The sequence below is a fragment of the Roseovarius sp. MMSF_3298 genome, assembly GCF_030733705.1.
In the GTDB taxonomy this organism is placed as follows: domain Bacteria; phylum Pseudomonadota; class Alphaproteobacteria; order Rhodobacterales; family Rhodobacteraceae; genus Roseovarius; species Roseovarius confluentis.
In genome coordinates this window covers 49004-64923 of the sequence record NZ_JASHIN010000023.1, presented here as the reverse complement: position 1 = coordinate 64923, position 15920 = coordinate 49004, and the positions used below count along the sequence as shown (strand labels likewise).

Annotated in this window: 19 protein-coding genes; 10 read left to right on the top strand and 9 right to left on the bottom strand. The window is 59.0% G+C overall.

Annotated features, from left to right (window positions below; all coding sequences use genetic code 11):
• On the top strand, positions 1-279 hold a 279-nt coding region (locus RBB18_RS17885), incomplete at its 5' end, for a transposase (RefSeq protein WP_306112518.1).
• Between the two features lie 54 nt (positions 280-333).
• Here RBB18_RS17885 and RBB18_RS17880 read toward each other — a convergent pair.
• The 3 genes from RBB18_RS17880 to RBB18_RS17870 are packed head-to-tail and all read right to left on the bottom strand — an operon-like array spanning position 334 to position 3867.
• Entirely contained in the window at positions 334-1353 is a 1020-nt protein-coding gene (locus RBB18_RS17880; protein WP_306121262.1) for a TniQ family protein, read from the bottom strand.
• Positions 1350-2228, bottom strand: coding sequence for a TniB family NTP-binding protein (locus RBB18_RS17875; RefSeq protein ID WP_306112516.1), 879 nt, complete (start codon positions 2226-2228; stop codon positions 1350-1352). Before RBB18_RS17875 ends, RBB18_RS17880 begins: the two co-directional genes overlap by 4 nt.
• A complete protein-coding gene (locus tag RBB18_RS17870) occupies positions 2221-3867 on the bottom strand; it encodes a Mu transposase C-terminal domain-containing protein (RefSeq protein WP_306112515.1) in 1647 nt (548 codons plus the stop codon). The genes RBB18_RS17875 and RBB18_RS17870 overlap by 8 nt, the downstream gene beginning before the upstream one ends.
• A gap of 167 nt (positions 3868-4034) precedes the next feature.
• Here RBB18_RS17870 and RBB18_RS17865 point away from each other — a divergent pair, with 167 nt between their 5' ends.
• Positions 4035-5132 carry a tyrosine-type recombinase/integrase gene (locus tag RBB18_RS17865; RefSeq protein ID WP_306112514.1) on the top strand — a complete coding sequence of 366 codons (1098 nt, stop codon included), beginning with the start codon at positions 4035-4037 and terminating at the stop codon, positions 5130-5132.
• A 6-nt stretch (positions 5133-5138) separates the two neighbouring features.
• Here RBB18_RS17865 and RBB18_RS17860 read toward each other — a convergent pair whose 3' ends face one another.
• Both RBB18_RS17860 and RBB18_RS17855 read right to left on the bottom strand, forming a co-directional pair.
• Positions 5139-5474, bottom strand: a complete 336-nt coding sequence (locus RBB18_RS17860; protein ID WP_306112513.1) for a type II toxin-antitoxin system RelE/ParE family toxin — start codon at positions 5472-5474, stop codon at positions 5139-5141.
• The gene (locus RBB18_RS17855) at positions 5471-5728 is read right to left on the bottom strand and encodes a type II toxin-antitoxin system ParD family antitoxin (RefSeq protein WP_306112512.1); all 258 of its coding nucleotides are present in this window, start codon (positions 5726-5728) and stop codon (positions 5471-5473) included. Before RBB18_RS17855 ends, RBB18_RS17860 begins: the two co-directional genes overlap by 4 nt.
• Before the next feature lie 126 nt (positions 5729-5854).
• On the opposite strand from RBB18_RS17855, the gene RBB18_RS17850 reads away from it, so the two are divergent.
• Positions 5855-6739, top strand: coding sequence for a recombinase family protein (locus tag RBB18_RS17850; protein ID WP_306112511.1), 885 nt, complete (start codon positions 5855-5857; stop codon positions 6737-6739).
• A 129-nt stretch (positions 6740-6868) separates the two neighbouring features.
• On the opposite strand, the gene RBB18_RS17845 is transcribed toward RBB18_RS17850, so the two are convergent.
• From RBB18_RS17845 to RBB18_RS17835, 3 genes are all read right to left on the bottom strand, one after another.
• The gene (locus RBB18_RS17845; RefSeq protein WP_111368821.1) at positions 6869-7162 is read right to left on the bottom strand and encodes a DNA-binding transcriptional regulator; all 294 of its coding nucleotides are present in this window, start codon (positions 7160-7162) and stop codon (positions 6869-6871) included.
• The gene (locus RBB18_RS17840) at positions 7159-7500 is read right to left on the bottom strand and encodes a type II toxin-antitoxin system RelE/ParE family toxin (RefSeq protein WP_067623056.1); all 342 of its coding nucleotides are present in this window, start codon (positions 7498-7500) and stop codon (positions 7159-7161) included. Before RBB18_RS17840 ends, RBB18_RS17845 begins: the two co-directional genes overlap by 4 nt.
• A gap of 371 nt (positions 7501-7871) precedes the next feature.
• Positions 7872-8099: an AbrB/MazE/SpoVT family DNA-binding domain-containing protein gene (locus RBB18_RS17835; protein WP_306112510.1), complete on the bottom strand. Its 228-nt coding sequence runs from the start codon at positions 8097-8099 to the stop codon at positions 7872-7874.
• 464 nt (positions 8100-8563) lie between these two features.
• On the opposite strand from RBB18_RS17835, the gene repA reads away from it, so the two are divergent.
• The 3 genes from repA to repC all read left to right on the top strand — a co-directional run bounded on the left by repA (position 8564) and on the right by repC (position 12025).
• Entirely contained in the window at positions 8564-9763 is a 1200-nt protein-coding gene (repA, locus tag RBB18_RS17830) for a plasmid partitioning protein RepA (RefSeq protein WP_306112509.1), read from the top strand.
• A complete protein-coding gene (gene repB / locus RBB18_RS17825; RefSeq protein ID WP_306112508.1) occupies positions 9763-10731 on the top strand; it encodes a plasmid partitioning protein RepB in 969 nt (322 codons plus the stop codon). Before repA ends, repB begins: the two co-directional genes overlap by 1 nt.
• Positions 10732-10969: 238 nt before the next feature.
• Positions 10970-12025 (top strand): plasmid replication protein RepC, encoded by a 1056-nt coding sequence (gene repC / locus RBB18_RS17820; RefSeq protein WP_306112507.1) that lies wholly within the window; start codon positions 10970-10972, stop codon positions 12023-12025.
• Positions 12026-12254: 229 nt separating this feature from the next.
• Here repC and RBB18_RS17815 read toward each other — a convergent pair whose 3' ends face one another.
• Complete coding sequence (locus RBB18_RS17815) at positions 12255-13463, bottom strand: Fic family protein (protein WP_306112506.1); 1209 nt, start codon at positions 13461-13463, stop codon at positions 12255-12257.
• A 277-nt stretch (positions 13464-13740) separates the two neighbouring features.
• On the opposite strand from RBB18_RS17815, the gene RBB18_RS17810 reads away from it, so the two are divergent.
• The 4 genes from RBB18_RS17810 to RBB18_RS17795 all read left to right on the top strand — a co-directional run bounded on the left by RBB18_RS17810 (position 13741) and on the right by RBB18_RS17795 (position 15916).
• On the top strand, positions 13741-14226 hold the full coding sequence (locus RBB18_RS17810) for a hypothetical protein (protein WP_306112505.1): 486 nt from the start codon (positions 13741-13743) through the stop codon (positions 14224-14226).
• A gap of 40 nt (positions 14227-14266) precedes the next feature.
• On the top strand, positions 14267-15205 hold the full coding sequence (locus RBB18_RS17805) for an ArdC family protein (RefSeq protein ID WP_306112504.1): 939 nt from the start codon (positions 14267-14269) through the stop codon (positions 15203-15205).
• Between the two features lie 23 nt (positions 15206-15228).
• Entirely contained in the window at positions 15229-15438 is a 210-nt protein-coding gene (locus tag RBB18_RS17800) for a DUF6330 family protein (RefSeq protein ID WP_306112503.1), read from the top strand.
• Between the two features lie 88 nt (positions 15439-15526).
• Complete coding sequence (locus RBB18_RS17795; protein WP_306112502.1) at positions 15527-15916, top strand: DUF3768 domain-containing protein; 390 nt, start codon at positions 15527-15529, stop codon at positions 15914-15916.
• The last annotated feature ends 4 nt before the right edge of the window (positions 15917-15920 follow it).

The following is a 15920-nucleotide window of genomic DNA, read 5'->3' as shown; positions in this document are numbered from 1 at the left end:
GCCATGCGGTTCAACGGTATCCTGCGCAGCCGCCAAGCAGACCCGCTCCCAGCATGGATCGACAACGCGATCGAAACTGATCTGGCGCCCATCGTGCGCTTTGCCCGCACATTGAACCGGGACTTCGATGCAGTCAAAAACGCCATCGAGATGCCATGGAGCAACGGCCAAGCAGAAGGTCAGATCAATCGCCTGAAGACGCTCAAACGCGCCATGTACGGTCGAGCCGGTCCAGAATTGTTGCGGGCGAGAATGCTACCGTTCCGCCACACAGATTGAGGCAGAGCCGGAATTCATGAGATTCAAGCCCTTGCCTGAAAAGCGAGTCGGGGTTCATGAGATTCTGTACCGGTATTTATGAGACTGGATGAGTCGGTATTTGTGAGACTGGCGCTGTCTCGCGGCTTTTTCGGCAGTCTGGCGTGCTCTCTCGTCGCGCTCAGCGCGCCAGAACCGGGCCGAGATGCTGCGCCTCAACGAGAGAGGCCATGGGCTAATCGCCTGCCGGACCCGTCCATGCCCCTCCGCATCGCTCTCGAGCATGACTGAGATCGCCCATTTGACCGGATCCTCAATGATCCGCCCGACGCCGACCGTCAGCGCGAAACACTGCAAGAGCGAGCCCTGCGCCAGGGCGTGGAGACCCGGTCGCACCGGCTTGGCAAGCACTGGCGCCACCTGATCGTATTCGGGGACAACGACCGTCAGCGCCTGTCGGAGGATCGGCGTGGTCAAAAAATCATGATAGTCCCGGCGGTCTTTCAGAGACATTCGTGGCTGCTCGTCGACGTTCGGTGGCGAGGCGCGGCGATGCCGTGCGGTCAGAACCGTAAGCACCTCTGGCGCCGCCAAGGTCTCCTGCCCCGCGCCGCGCGCCCAGGCATCGAGATGCGCGGCACCGGCCTCGGCATGCCCTTCAAGTTTCTTGAAGCAATCCGCACCGAACCGGTCGGACAGGGTCTCGCCGGTGGCGTCCCGAAACTCCACACCATGCACCTTGCAGCGAAATCGCCACGGCAGCGCGGCGGCTTTGCGATGCAGGTCTTCGGGACAGTGCGGGCACGGAGACCGGTTCTTCCGCGCGATCATCAAGCGCGCCGCAGACCCCAACTCCCGGAAAGTCATGGCCTGCACCGCTTCGGGCGAAAGGCCGGTCCGAGCCGCGATCAGAGCCCCCTGCCCTTCCGAAAGACGCCATTCCAGGTCGAACACGTCGTGCCACTTCAGGCCAAGCGCGGCGACGAACTCCGAAACCGTCATGGCATAGAACGGGGCCATGCGCGCGGCCCAGGAAGACAGCCGTTCGTCCGCCTCGGGGAGGTAGACAACCGGCAGGCGCCCGTGCGCCGTCACACCGGCTCTCCCAGGACCGCCTGCAACCGGTCGCCGCCCAGAATATCGCGCGAGAGGATGCGTTCCTCGCCGCTTTCGATGGCGGCGATCGCCAGCTGCGACAAGATCGAAAAGATGCCCGAGGTGATGCCGCCCGTCACCTTGATCATCCGCGTGAGTGCCTTCTCGTCGATCTGGCTTTGGCGCCGAAGCGGCAGCGTGCGCATGAGCGTGCTCATCAGCCCGTTCAGATCCTCGCCCTCGCGCCAAGGCGGCAACGCGAAGGCCTCGAAACGGCGCACCAGCTGATCATCGGTGCGCAGCGCGTTGCGAGCCTGCGCTGTACCGACACAGACCAACGGGATGCGCAGCTCGTTGCCCAGAAAGCGCAGCATGTTCAGGAATCGTGCCTGTTCGCGGATCGTCCCCGCCTGCAGGCTGTGAATCTCGTCGATGACCAGCATCCCCGGACGCAATTCGGCGAGCAGTCGTAAGGCCAGGCTTTCCAGCACAGACAGTGTCGCCCGCGGCGGCTCCGGGGCGCCAATCGCCGCCAGGATCCGGCGGTAGAAGCGCGATTCATCAGGCCCAGACACCATCTGCACGGCGACAACCGGCATATGCAGCCGTCCGCTGGTCTCGTCGAAGCTTGATGCGTGATCGCGGGTGAACTTCTCGATGATCATCGTCTTGCCCATGCCGCTGTCACCGACAATGAGCAGGTTGGGCATGCGGGCGCGCTCGGGAAACGACATCAGCGTTTCCAGCTTCTCCAAGGCGGCCTCGGCCCTGGGGTAGGAGATCCAGCGGTCGGCGCGAATCCGGTGAATGCGCTCCTCGGCGCTGAGCGCGGCGATCTTGCCGGCCCCCGGATAGAGATGCATGAACTCAGTCATCCTCGTACCACTCCTCGACCTTGAAGCCGGGATGGCTGAGGAACGGGCTCCCCTCCCCTTCCGGCGCAGGCAGGGCTTCTCGCACGGCGATATCCGGTGTCACATCGATCATCGGCAAAGGGGCGAGATGCGCCCGCCGCGCCTGATGGCGCCGTATCGCCTTGGTCTGTCGCTCGGCGCTGTCGACGACGTTGCGCTGCGCCTCGATCGTTCTGAAAATCAGCTCCTCATCTACCGACCGGCGCCCGGCCTCGCGCAAAGCGCGTCGCGCCGCGCGGTGCTCCCAGAGCGTGACCGTAGGCCGTGTCAGATCCGCCGGCCGGGCTTCGATGATCCCGTTCTCTGTCAGCACGAAGATGCGCGAAAGATCACGCGGGTCGTATTTGAGCGTGAACTTTCGGCTTTCGCGGCCCATCAGCCAGCGCAGCTCGTCCGCCCAGTAGCGGATGTGGAAGAGATGCAGGCCGTCGCGCTGCAAAACTCGCAGCTCGGAGGGCAGGAAATCGACCAGGAACTGCCTGAGATCGGCCGGGATTTGTACCCGGACCTCGTTCGTCCGCGCCGCCCAAGCCGCCGCAGGAGTGGTTTCCAGCGCGCTGTGGACCCGCGCATGGTAGGAGCCAGTGATCTCGAGAGCGAGCCAGGTTTCCAGCTCATCGAGCGTCATCACCGCCTCGGCTTCGGCGTCGAGGTCGCCGCGCTCAAAAATGTTCGAGAAATGCGAACCCGGCAGCAGGTGCACCGCCCCCATCATCGTGCCGATCAGCCGCTCGATATGCCCGCCATAGCGCGGCGTGCCGGGCGGGCGGTACTGCAGGTCGATCTGGTATTCGGAACAGGCCCGCTCGAAGGCCCGCGCGTGGAACTCCGCGCCATTGTCCACGTAAATCGCGTTCGGGATACCCTGCGCAGCCCAATCCGTGCTGATACCTCGTGCAGTGAGCCAATGCGACTTGTCCATAACCGCATGGGTCAGACACAGTGCGACGGCCAGTAGCGATGGCGGCTCCAGCGATAGGTAAAACCCCAGAACCATGCGGGTATTCACGTCGATCGCGACCGTTAGCGTCGGTCGGCCGAGCGGGCGTCGCGTCACCGGATCTACCACTGTCACGTCAGCCTTGGTGTGGTCGATCTGGACGATATCGAGAGGGCTGTCTGCAGTAAGGCCTCCCGGCGTGGCCAGATGGCGTCGCTCGGCCTTGTCCTTGCCTTCACGCCGGGCCATCAGCTTTGCCTGATCGTGCCCCTCCAGCCAGCGGCCCAAACGCCGGATCGAGGGTGGAGCCAACCCTTGCGCCTGACAATCGGCAGCGATCTCCCGCCAGAACCGCGTCCTGGTGGGCTTGCGGCGGGTGGCATAGAAAACCCTGAAATGGTGGGACACGATCGCTTCCACCGCCGGGTCCAAGGGCTGCATGCCCGGTTTGGGCCCCCGGGTATCCCGTAGCAGTGCACTGGTCCGCCCGTCTTCGCGGAACTGCTTCACCAGACGAAAGAGCGTGGATCGGCTGACATTCAACTGGCGCATGGCCCAGTCGACATTGCCCTGAGTGAGCCGGACCGGCAGCTCCGCGATCACTTGCGCGCGGCGCTCGGCCTCTTCCCAATCCTTGTCAGCTGGAAAATTATCGGACATAACTTACTCAGTGCATGGATGCCGGATAGTCTCACCAATGGTGACTCAAATCGGCGTCCAGTCTCACATACCCTGAATCGGTTTCAGAAATGCGACACAGGCAAGCTATTGAAAACAAATGGAACGCATTCTCAGAAATTCCGGCAGACCGACAGATTCAATGGAAAATGCCCTCAGAGACCGAGAAATCGACATCAACGCCCCCTGATGAACTGAATGATGCTCGCGTCGACGAGCAAGATCAAGAGGAAAACGATGACATCGCCCTGCCCTCCCATGTGGCCGGATCCGGGACGCTCGATCGACTGGTCGACACGGCGCGCAACTACGCACGCGCCGCGGCCTCGGACAACACGCTGAAAGCTTATGCGAAGGACTGGGCGCATTTTACCCGCTGGTGCCGGATGAAGGGCACGGAGGCGCTGCCTCCGTCACCGGAGATGATTGGCCTCTATCTCGCCGACCTGGCGACCGGATCGGGCCCCTCCCCTGCCCTCTCCGTCTCGACCATCGACCGGCGCCTGTCGGGTCTCGCCTGGAACTACGCACAGCGCGGGTTCACCCTCGACCGGAAAAACCGTCACATCGCCACGGTGCTCGCCGGGATCAAGCGCAAGCACGCGCGCCCACCGGTGCAGAAGGCAGCAATCCTGGCCAAGGACATCCTCGCGATGGTGGCGACTCTGCCCTATGACCTGCGAGGGCTGCGGGATCGCGCGATCCTGCTGCTGGGATATGCCGGAGGCCTGCGCCGCTCGGAAATTGTCAGTCTTGATGTGCACAAGGACGACACACCAGATTCTGGTGGTTGGATCGAGATCTTCGACAAGGGCGCCCTGCTCACCCTCAACGCCAAGACCGGTTGGCGCGAGGTCGAGATCGGCCGCGGGTCACGCGAACAGACCTGCCCGGTGCTCGCGCTGGAACATTGGCTGCACTTTGCGAAAATCGACTTCGGGCCGGTCTTTACCCGGACTTCGCGGGACGGCAAGCGGGCGTTGGACGCCCGGCTCAACGACCGCCATGTCGCCCGGCTGATCAAACGCACCGTGCTGGCTGCAGGCCTTCGCCCCGACCTGCCGGAGAAAGACCGTCTGGCGCTGTTTTCCGGTCACTCGCTGCGCGCCGGCCTCGCCAGTTCGGCCGAGGTCGACGAACGCTACGTGCAAAAGCACCTGGGGCACGCTTCGGCCGAGATGACCCGCCGCTACCAGCGCCGTCGGGATCGGTTCCGCGTGAACCTGACCAAGGCCGCAGGTCTCTAATCCCGGTTAGTCCGTCTTCCCTTTCAACGCCGAGAGCGCCGCAATATGACGCGGCAGATCGCTCCGGGAGTGCAGGATATCGACGATGATGACTTCCTCGGGCCGGTCCAGAAACACAAGGAAGTGCTCCCCTGCCCTTAGATATCTCAGGTCTGCGACGTCATCGACCAGGATGGAGCAACTCCTACTGTGTGCCTGCCCATTCACGATCGCTTCGCAGCGGGCAAGAAGCTCAGCTTCGTAAATGCCTGCCTGACGGAGCCCAAATCTCTCGATGGTCCAGAGGGCGATCTCAACAAGACTATTTTCCGCCCGACGCGTCAGCCGAAAAGATCGGCTCATGACGTTGTCCGGGCCCTCGCAAAAGCCCGACGAACCGCATCCGCCCCACTCCCCTCGGCCAAGTCGCCGCGTTCCGCCTGCTGAAGACCTTCCAAAAGGCCGCCCCGAATGTCGGCCAACTGAGCCTCTTCCTGCTCAAGCAGTCGCAAACCCGCCCGCATGGCCTCGCTAACATTCTGGTATCGGCCCGACGCGACCAACGCCTGAACCAACTCATCTTGGGTTTCAGTCAGAACAACGTTGCGTGTCACCATGGAACAAGTCTCCTTATTGGCAACATATGCCAATATGAGGTTTCGGTCAATGTTGGGGAGCCTTGCATCGCCGTTACCAAAGGGTCGTTTACTAGCGATACCTTGAATTGCAAACGGCCCGTTTTCATGTCCCTGATAGGCTATGCCCGCGTTTCCACAGAGGATCAGACCCCCCTGCCCCAGTCCGAGGCGCTGCAATCGGCGGGCTGTGCCGAGATCCTTGAAGAGCACGCCTCGGGCGGCAATCGCGCGCGTCCTGTGCTCGCGCGGGTGCTCGAACGCGTCCAGAGCGGCGATACACTTGTCGTCGTGCGGATCGACCGGCTTGCGCGGTCTCTGTCGCACTTACTAGAGGTGATCGAGCGTCTGGAGGCCAAGGGAGCTTTCTTCCGGTCGCTGCAGGATCCAATCGACACCGCCTCCCCTCAAGGAAAATTCACATTGCAGGTTCTGGGCGCCGCGGCCGAGTTCGAGCGCGCGCTGATCCGCGAACGCACCAAGGCTGGGCTTGCCTCTGCGCGCGCCAAAGGACGTGTGGGCGGCAACCCTGGTCTTCGCGCCAAGGACCCCGCCGCGCTACGCAAGGTGCGCCTAGCACGACAGGACGGCTACATGGAGCGCCTGAACGAGACCGCGCAAGATTGGGTGCCCCATGTGCGCCGCTTGCGCCCTGATATGGCTTGGGAAGACGTCTTGCGGATTATCAATGGCCCCCTGCCCCATGATCGGCACTGGACGCAAAGCCGCTTGCTCCGCGCCGTGAAAGCCTACATCCGCGACGGGTTCCTGCCCGCTGAAGTGCTGGCCCGCGCCAGACGCCGGGATACTGACGACCGCGTGCCGGCGATTATAGCTGCGATCAAGGGTGCCGATCCTGACATAACGCTGCAGGCGATCTGCGAGCGGCTGGAATCCATGCGTGAGCGCACGCCTCGTGGACGGACCAGCTGGCAGCCTTCTTCCGTGAGGATGCTGCTGGAACGTGCGGAAAAGCTAGGATTGTTGGAGTAGTTTAGAGAGCAACGTTATCCCATAGCCAATGAGATATCGCTCACCCCGTTCGCGAGCTCAGCAATCTGCAGGCTTCATTGACCGTATCTTCGAAAGGGGCGTCAAAGGGATATCACCTTGCACCACAGATCAAGCGCCTCGCAGCAGATCCTGCACGACCGATGGTTTCTTTGCGATCAAGGCCAGCAGGACTTGAGCAGGGCCCGTCGGGTGTCGACGCCCATGTTCCCAGTTCAAGAGCGTGCCCTTTGCTACTCCTATGCTTCGGGCGAATTCAGCCTGTGAGAGACCAGTTTTTTGGCGAACTTCGGCCACATCGACATCGACAACGGGTACCTCATGGACCTTGGCGGCCGTCATGTTTCCATCTGCGAATGCCAAGGCCTCTTCCAGGCCTTTCGACACCGATTCATATGCAGTCATGTTGCGTCTCCATACCTTGCGACAAGCGCTTTGCTCATTTCGACTGCCGCGGCTTGTTCAGCCTTGGACAGGTTGGCCTTTTCGTTCTTGGCAAAGACCGTGATCAAAAAGATCGGCATATGGTTCCCGCCAAATACATACAACGTCCTGAAACCGCCGCTCTTGCCGCCCCCAACTCTTGGGATGCGAATCTTGCGAAGCCCACCGCCGAGAGAAACCCCATCATCAGGATTGCCGGCAATGTAGTTGATTGCAGCCTCGCGCTCTTGCTCCGACATGATTGCTTTGGCGCGCCTTTGGAATTCAGGCAGTTCCACCACCGTCTGCAATCGTGTCATTCTAAGTTACCATTTATGCTTCGCTGACGTATAAGTCAATGGCACACGAACCGCGGTTAGCGCAACCGAATTTGTGCCACTCTTGGATATTGCCCAACTGACAGCGTTTCGACCAGATGCTTGAGGCAAGTGTAGATCGCAGCTCGAGAGCGTCGAGTGGCTTGGTCTTTCGGAAAATGGCCATGTCATGACGTGCCAGAAGAAAGGATGCGGTGTCCTCCCGGCTGAACCCTGCACTCTTCCGACACTTAACTGCCCCTGCGTTCAGCACCTGGACACTGGTCCGGGACCCCTACCCTTGTATCTCCTCGGCCCGATCCGCCTTTGGATCGTCTGCAATTAGGTAGAAAACGGCATTCGCATCTGCGAACTCAGCGTTCATGCACCGCGTCGCGACACATACGCGTCTCCTTGGGCAGCTTGCCCCGAAACCGCTTCAGTGCTTTGAGGATTTCATCCACGCGAGGCTTACGCCGAACACGCACAGGACCATCGTCTTTGAGGAGGTCGATCTCATCACCTTCCTTCAAGCCGAGTTCAAGCACAAGTTCGGCGGGCAAACGGACAGCTAGATAACTCCCCCATTTAACGACTTGCATCTTGTCCTCTCAAGGCATGGATAAAACAACGTTCAGTGTACATCCATCTCGCTCCACAAGCAAAGCCATCGCCCTGCAGGTGCGGCGACGGAAATGCGCCGATGCGCCATCGCAACGGAACCTGTTGTCGTCCAAAAAAATTGAAGAATCATTCGGTTCGCACTGATTCAGCGGTACCATCAACCAATAATGCCTAGTCTGTTTCTCGGCGGGTAACGTTCCCTTTTTTCGAAGAGGCACTCCATTAGATCGAGTTTTTCATTATCAATTTCAATATCTTAACCAAGATCCGACAGCTTGATTGAAATTGGTGCTGTGGATAACTTTTGCACTACATCTAGATTCTTCTTGCCGGACTCGCTGGATCGTGGCATTCCCATTCTGACGGCAAATTGCGTCAGACACGTTGTGCGTCGTCAAAATGATCAAGAGCCTTAACAGAGGCCAAGAGCGGGCGGCAGGATATGGATGATCGTAACGTTGGATATGCGCAAGGCATAGGCTCTTCTGACATCGGCACGTTTGCCGACAATCTGGCCGAGTCCTTGGATCGGCAGATGAAGATCGCCTTCGAACCCGAAGAGCGTAAAGCCTTGCGGCGTTTCAGCTCGACCGAAGTCGCCGGTCTCCTGCGCGTAAGCACGTCAAACCTGCGCAACCGCCACAAGGACGGTAGCTTCCCGGAAGTGCATACTGATAACCGCGGGCACCGGTTCTACACAGCCCAAGAAGTGGACGAATTGCGCAATATCTTGGAGCGCACGGGAAAGAATGCCGAATCTTATCGGCCAGGTCGACGCGATGGCGACCGGCTTCAGGTGCTGTCCGTGGTGAACTTCAAAGGTGGTTCTTCAAAAACAACAGCGACGATACATCTTGCACAGCGGTATGCCTTGCGCGGCTACCGTGTTTTGGTCTTGGATCTCGATCCGCAAGCAAGTCTGACCACATTTTTCGGCTTTCGGCCTGAACTCGAGTTCGCCGAAGGCGGAACAATCTATGATGCTCTGAGATATGAGGATCAAGTTCCGATCGCTGACGTGATCCAAAAGACTTACTTTCACAAGCTCGACATGGTTCCGGCGGGCTTGATGCTCTCGGAGTACGAAACCGAGACAGCAAACGCGCTCGCCCGTCGGATGCAGCCCATTTTTGCGGAGCGCCTCGCCTTGGCGCTCGAGGAGGTAGAGGCAGATTACGACATCGTACTGATCGACTGCCCTCCACAACTCGGCTTTCTGACTCTTACGGCATTGGCAGCCTCTACGGGGCTACTGGTGACGGTCGTACCAGGCATGCTGGACATCGCTTCCATGAGCCAATTCCTGAAACTTGCGTCAGAAACGGTTAAAGCCGTGGAAGAAGCGATCGGACGGCGTGTGACATGGGATTTCGTCAAATTCCTGATCACAAGATATGAGCCATCGGACGGGCCGCAAACCCAAATGGCTGGCTACCTGAGATCAATCCTGGCCGGCCAGGTCATGACTGAGCCCATGCTAAAGTCTACCGCAATCTCTGACGCCGGAATGACCCAGCAAACCGTCTATGAAGTTGATCCCGGCCAGTTCATCAGAAAAACGATTGATCGCGCTCTGACCAGCGTAAACGGCGTTGCCGATGAACTGGAGCAGACGATCCAAATGGCATGGGGGCGTCGCTGATGGCCAGAAACATTTTCAACCAACCTCCGAAAGGCGAAAAAGAGAGCGCGGCGCCCTCCCCTACCCTACAAAAAGCTACAAAGCTGCCCGGCTCTGTTGGTGGATTGCGGGACTCTTTGCGCGAAATCACGGCCAATTCGATCCGGGACATAGAACCCGATCAGATTGACATGGATGGACTTCGCGATCGGTTGGTGCTGGAAGATACGAGTATAGACGAGCTTGCCGAGAGCATTCGCAAGCATGGCCAACAAGTGCCGATCATGGTTCGCCCATCGGGCCAGCCCGACAGATACCGCGTCATCTACGGCCGCCGTAGACTGGCAGCGATCCGCAAGATCGGAGGAACGGTTAAGGCAATCGTTCGCACATTGGACGACGACGCCTCGCTTATCGCACAGGGTCAAGAGAACAACCTTCGACTTGATCCGTCTTTCATCGAAAAATCTTTGTTTATCAGGGAGATGCAGGAAATTGGGTACAAACCCGGCGTCATTCAGGATGCTTTGGGGTTAACCCGGCAAGGCGTGTCCAACCACCGGGTCGTTATCGATCAACTGCCTGATGGGCTTGTTCAGCTTATCGGGCCGGCACATGGCATCGGAAGACGGCAGTGGGGTGATTTAGCGGCCCTATCGGGAAAGGTAGACTTGGTGAATTCGGCCAAAGAGGTGATCGCCGCCCTGCCCGACGACACTCCAAGCCCCGAGAGATTTCAGGCGGTCTATTCTGCTTGCTCGCACAAGGCGCGTGCAGACAAAAAACCGACCAGTCGCGGCGTGACGTCCGTCGTCAAGAATGAGAGCGGCAACACTGTCGGAACGCTGACAGTCGATCAGAAAGCGATCGCCATCAAGATCGCCAAAAAGGACAACCCGGAATTCGGCCAGTGGCTCGAGGAGCGTGCAGAAGCCGCGCTTTTGCAACTCTTCGATACTTGGCGGAATGAGAGCGGGTCTGGGTCTTAACCCAAGCCACATAGAGGAACCCGAGCAAAGGAGAAAAGCGAAGACCAGAAAGAAAAGAGCCCCCCAAAGTTTCCCCTGGAGAGCCCTCATCATTCGATTTGCACCTATGATGTAGCAACCTCCAGCCAACCGGTCAAGAGTCACCGATTCGGTGAACCGATTTTTATTGCCTTTTCCCAGATAAAATCTTGGGAGGAGACAGGGAAGCTGTGGGCCAAACGGTCATCGTGATCAAATCATGGCATTTACAAAACTATCAATCGAGGCTGCTGGTGCAGATGCATCATGCGGCTCAACTCCCGCATCTGAAATCGATATCTGGACCATCTTCCGGGCCCTGAGAGACGCGCGCAGCGTGTTCGGGCTTCGCCCTGGCCACATCCAGACCCTTCAAGCAATGCTCAGCTTTTTGAAACCTGGCCACGGCGAAACGGTTTTTGCGTCGAACAATTCAATCTGCCAACGAGTTGGCGGCATCGACGAACGGACACTTCGCAGGCACATCAACCGCTTCGTCGAACTCGGATTCATCAAGCGCAATGACAGCTCGAACCGAAAGCGCTACCGCGTTCGCTCATCCGGCGGGGAGTGCATCAGTTATGGATTGTCGCTTGCACCCCTGCTCCAACGTGCGAGCGAGCTTATCACCATCGCGCAAGAAATGGAGAATAACCGGCGGGATCGGATATTTGTCCGCAAACAGATCCTCACAAAGCTCGCCCATTTGGAAGAGCATGATCCCAACAACACATTCATCAACCACGCACGAAAAACTCTACGCAGGAAGCTAAGCCTCCCCGAATACCGCGCACTGCTCTCCGACACGGACGCAGAATGCCAGAGTTTATCCACCCCGGATGATCCACCAGAAACAATGCAACTGCCCGCCAATGACGGACAATCTGTCCGGCATCAATCTAAGTCTGACGAAGAAAAAAAAGATTTAGATAGCAACGTAGGCAAAGAAGCACTTAAACCAGAATTACTAACTTCGGTCTGTGACCAGGCGACCGTATTTGCCACAGAAAAGCTTCGAGATTGGATGGACATCGAGGCTCACGCTCGAAATCTTGCTCCAATGATGGGAATACACCCAGAAACGTTCGAGAAAGCAAAAAAGACTGTAGGAACGCAGAAAGCATCATGCGCGATTTTCATCATGCTACAGCTAGGACAACGCATCAGGGATTTTGGAGCCTACTTTCACAGTATCACTCTGGGCCAACGTCAAACCCAATTTGATCCGGTCTCTCTGATTAAGCGCCTGTCCAAAACGAACAAGAGTCTCGCCTAGTGTCCACCGCGGTGGACGTCTGACTGGGAACCACGCTCATGACAGCTCCTTCTCTCCGATCACCACAAAGAGGTCACCCCGAGACCGGCCCAAGCGATGATGTACGATCGTTCAGCTAACCTCGGAACAGAAGATGTCCACCGCGGTGGACAAATTGGAGACCAAGCGGACATAGTGGTTCCAGCCGCCAATCGTTGCAGGATACAATCAGTTTTCTCTCGTTGTAATTCTAGCGCTCCACCGGCAGGTCACCGTCTCCAAAGAGGTTTGTAAAGAGCCGCTCTCGATAATCCAACGGAAACGCCAACCGAACCGGGGTCTTCGGCGAGGCGGACGTCATGTATCCGGCGGCGGTCAGTTTACTCAGCGTGTTGCGAGCAGTACGCTCGGACGTCTTGAGCACAATCTGCGCATCGCCTCGTTCCAGTGCCCCATGACGAAGAACCGCCGAGATTAGTTCCGGCGCTCGCTTGTCATCGATGGTATCTGCAACAAGACGACGATACCGTTGGTCCAATCCGCCGAGATCGAACAATCTTGCTGAGAAGCTGATCTGGTCGAGCGTCACCTTTAGGAACCATTCACTAAACGTCTTCAGTGCCGCTTCTGACAGGTTCCCCCGTCCGTCGCGGTCTCCGCGGCGTGGACTGTCGGCCAGATCCATCATCCGTTTGTACTCGCCCCGATCGGTTAGCCCGCGGGCCAGCCCACGTGATACGGACCAGAGCCCTTGGCCACCAATCCCCGCTGTGAGGGCCATGGCATGAGACATCAGTCTGCTGACACGGCCGTTACCATCCGGGAAAGGGTGGATGTAGTTGAGCCGGTGATGCGCAGAGGCGATCGCGATGATCCGTCCGCTCGAAGACCGCGCCGCAATCTGAAATCGTTTGTCGAAATGGTCCATGAATGCCGCAACGCGCGACGATGAAGGAGGTAGGTGGCGCCCGACCGCAACTTCCCGATCATCATCCTGGCGCATGCGTCCCGGAACGATGGGCTCTTGTGTGCCGTCGGGATGTTCGATGACCCGAAACTCATCCGGCATCTCGTCGTAGAAGCTCTTATGGACCCAAGTCAGGAATTCGACGGATGTGGGGCGGGGCAGGGTGCCCTTGCGATGCATCTCGTCGATGGCCCGTTGAACGATGACGTGCGCCCGGGCCTCAAGGGCGAGGGGACGGGTTTCTTCCTCAAGCTCGGCACCAGCCAGCGCCCTTTCGATGTCGCGGGGGCGCGTGTTGTGTCCTTCGATCAGGTTGGAGTAGTAGCAGTTCATCACACGGACGAGATCGGCAAGTTCGGCTGCGCTGTCAGGATGCAACCCTTGTCCCAGCCCGGTGGCTTCCCTCTGGATGTCGACCGAAAGGTCTGCCAGTTCTGTAGGAATATGCTCCTCGAAGAAGCAGGGTTCGATCCTGGCGGGTGTCTCCAGCATTTTGCCGATCTTCCATGTTTGCAAAGTAATTGAAAAATAAACACATTTCGTACTTTCAAGCAAGGTTTTGCCGATATGCGTTGCCGATCTTGGCTGCCGATCTAGAATTGCTGCATGAAATCAATGGCTTCGGCAGAAGGGCCGGGCTTTTCGGTTTTGTTGTGTGCCCAAAAGGGCCGGAAAAAGAGAAAGTGTTCTTCGGGTTTTGTGACTGACGGATGAGGGCCTTTGGGGTCCCTCAGATGGGTCCGGGCCGGATTTCGGTCTGTCTTTCCTGATGAAGGGCATTCCGATGCAAACAGGTGTCTTGCGCGTGTTACGCGCGACCGCTGCCTCGTGGTGGCGGCACAAGGAACTACGCCGAACCGGCCAGACGGGGCAGGCACAGCGGCGCGAGCGGGAGACTGTCCTGCGTGATCTCGGGTATTTGAAACAGGCCGCGTCATTGCCAAACGCGCATGTCATCTGCGGAGAGGGCGGCACGTTCATCCATCTCGGTTGGACCACCGTCTCGACCCTCGCGCCGATCGAGCGCTTTCCCTTGGCCGCCCTCGCGGTCGCACGAGGGACCCCATTCATCGATATCCGACCCGTCACCGATGTCATCGCCTTCGCGAACCTGCCGCGGGTGGCGCGGGACGGATCGGTCGACCGTGACTCTTCGGGTCCCGGCAAGTCCGTGTCGCTGACCACCTACATCGACATGGTCGAAGGGCTCGGCGTGAGGATCGTCAGCGATCCGCGGCCCCGTCAGTCAATCTGATCACCATTTCCTCTCACCAAAACTCGAAAGGAGGCCAGTCATGGCCCGATCCCGCACGCCCAAATTCGATGCCTCCGAGGTCATCACAAACGAAATCATCCGTATCATCGAGCGCGGCGTTCTGCCGTGGCGAAAGCCCTGGACCGCAGGTGGCAGCTCTCGCCCTCTGCGCGTGGGCGGTGAACCCTACCAGGGAGTGAACAACTTTCTGCTGACAATGCGGACCGTGATGGCGGGCCACAGTTCACCTTTCTGGATGACGCTGCCGCAAGCCAATGCGTTGGACGCAAAGGTCTGCAAGGGCGAAAAATCCTCTGTCGTCGTTTATTACGGTCAAAGCCGGAAAGACGCGGGCTGCGAGGACGACCGCAGCGACGGGGATGATCACTCTGAGGAAGCCCGTATCTTCCGCTTCCAGAAATCCTATCGCGTGTTCAATCCCTGCCAGATCGAGGGCCTGCCCGACAGGTTCTACCCTGACCCGGAGCCCGCGCCCGAGCATCCGCCGTCCGAGCCCATCCCGCGCATGCAGGCGTTTTTCGACGCCATCGATATCACAACCGTCTTCACGGGCACGGAGGCGTACTATTTGCCGCCCGTGGACAAGGTCTACATGCCGTCCATCACGCGGTTCCAGGACCCGCGCAATTTCTACGGGGTCTGGGCCCATGAGCTCGCCCATGCCACGAAAGCCCCCCATCGATTGAACCGTGATTTCAGGTTCTCGAAGTTCGGCAACACCTCTTACGCACGCGAGGAGATCGTTGCGGAATTGACCTCGGTGTTCCTGGGTCAGACGCTCGGCTTCACGGCGCATACGCTCGAGATGAATGCTGCCTACCTCCACAATTGGCTGCGGGTCCTGCGCTCGGACAAGAACGCGATCTTCAAGCACGCCGCCGATGCGCAACGTGCCTGCGACTACCTGATCGCCAAATCGAAGGCGGGCAGGGCAGGGTGCAGCGCCGAGGCCGCCTAACCACAGGGAGAACGGAGACGCCCATGTCACGCAAGGAACCCAAGACGCTGCGGGTGGCCTGTTTCAGCGACGGCCGCCGCAAGATCATCACCTTCAAACGCGGAGCTTATTGGTGGAGCCTGTCCGAGGGCGCTTACCCGGTCTCGGCAGCGCTAGAGAGCATCAAGGAAGAGGAAGGCTGGATCGAAGTCATCCCCAACCCGAATTACAGACCCAAGGGGCTGTTCGGGTAGGGCACCTTCTGCTTCGATCCTTCCGCCCGGCGGAAAAGAAAAAGCAGGCTTTGAGAAGGGTGTTTCAAATTTCTCAAAGGAGATCCCCATGTCCATGAATGTTCAACCCCAGCCAGACCGTCCGGATCCGAGTGTGATCGCGGCGCAGAACGACGCGTTTCGCAAGCTCGCCTGCCTTGGGGTGGCGCCCGCGCAGCCCATCCAGGGCCGGATGCATGTGACCCGCTCGCTCATGGAAGCCGGTGACGGTTTCATGGCCGAAGCGGTGAAGGCAACCGGCGCGTTCGAAACCTTCGAGCCTGAGAATGACCCCGAGGGATGGCATGATTTCGGGGCGGTCGAGATCCGGGGCGAGACCGTGTTCTGGAAAATCGATCTCTATGAAGCGGATTCCGATTTCCGCTACGGGGCTGAGAGCCCCGACAACCCCGCCACCACCATGCGCGTGCTGACGATCATGCTGGCGCGCGACTGGTAGGGCA

Excerpts from the sequence above, each read along its gene's own strand:
- RBB18_RS17875 (WP_306112516.1), bottom strand. The coding sequence starts at position 2,228 with ATGACTGAGTTCATGCATCTCTATCCGGGGGCCGGCAAGATCGCCGCG.
- RBB18_RS17870 (WP_306112515.1), bottom strand. The coding sequence starts at position 3,867 with ATGTCCGATAATTTTCCAGCTGACAAGGATTGGGAAGAGGCCGAGCGC.
- RBB18_RS17865 (WP_306112514.1), top strand. The coding sequence starts at position 4,035 with ATGCCCTCAGAGACCGAGAAATCGACATCAACGCCCCCTGATGAACTG.
- RBB18_RS17860 (WP_306112513.1), bottom strand. The coding sequence starts at position 5,474 with ATGAGCCGATCTTTTCGGCTGACGCGTCGGGCGGAAAATAGTCTTGTT.
- RBB18_RS17855 (WP_306112512.1), bottom strand. The coding sequence starts at position 5,728 with ATGGTGACACGCAACGTTGTTCTGACTGAAACCCAAGATGAGTTGGTT.
- RBB18_RS17850 (WP_306112511.1), top strand. The coding sequence starts at position 5,855 with ATGTCCCTGATAGGCTATGCCCGCGTTTCCACAGAGGATCAGACCCCC.
- RBB18_RS17845 (WP_111368821.1), bottom strand. The coding sequence starts at position 7,162 with ATGACTGCATATGAATCGGTGTCGAAAGGCCTGGAAGAGGCCTTGGCA.
- RBB18_RS17840 (WP_067623056.1), bottom strand. The coding sequence starts at position 7,500 with ATGACACGATTGCAGACGGTGGTGGAACTGCCTGAATTCCAAAGGCGC.
- RBB18_RS17835 (WP_306112510.1), bottom strand. The coding sequence starts at position 8,099 with ATGCAAGTCGTTAAATGGGGGAGTTATCTAGCTGTCCGTTTGCCCGCC.
- repA (WP_306112509.1), top strand. The coding sequence starts at position 8,564 with ATGGATGATCGTAACGTTGGATATGCGCAAGGCATAGGCTCTTCTGAC.
- repB (WP_306112508.1), top strand. The coding sequence starts at position 9,763 with ATGGCCAGAAACATTTTCAACCAACCTCCGAAAGGCGAAAAAGAGAGC.
- repC (WP_306112507.1), top strand. The coding sequence starts at position 10,970 with ATGGCATTTACAAAACTATCAATCGAGGCTGCTGGTGCAGATGCATCA.
- RBB18_RS17815 (WP_306112506.1), bottom strand. The coding sequence starts at position 13,463 with ATGCTGGAGACACCCGCCAGGATCGAACCCTGCTTCTTCGAGGAGCAT.
- RBB18_RS17810 (WP_306112505.1), top strand. The coding sequence starts at position 13,741 with ATGAAGGGCATTCCGATGCAAACAGGTGTCTTGCGCGTGTTACGCGCG.
- RBB18_RS17805 (WP_306112504.1), top strand. The coding sequence starts at position 14,267 with ATGGCCCGATCCCGCACGCCCAAATTCGATGCCTCCGAGGTCATCACA.
- RBB18_RS17800 (WP_306112503.1), top strand. The coding sequence starts at position 15,229 with ATGTCACGCAAGGAACCCAAGACGCTGCGGGTGGCCTGTTTCAGCGAC.
- RBB18_RS17795 (WP_306112502.1), top strand. The coding sequence starts at position 15,527 with ATGTCCATGAATGTTCAACCCCAGCCAGACCGTCCGGATCCGAGTGTG.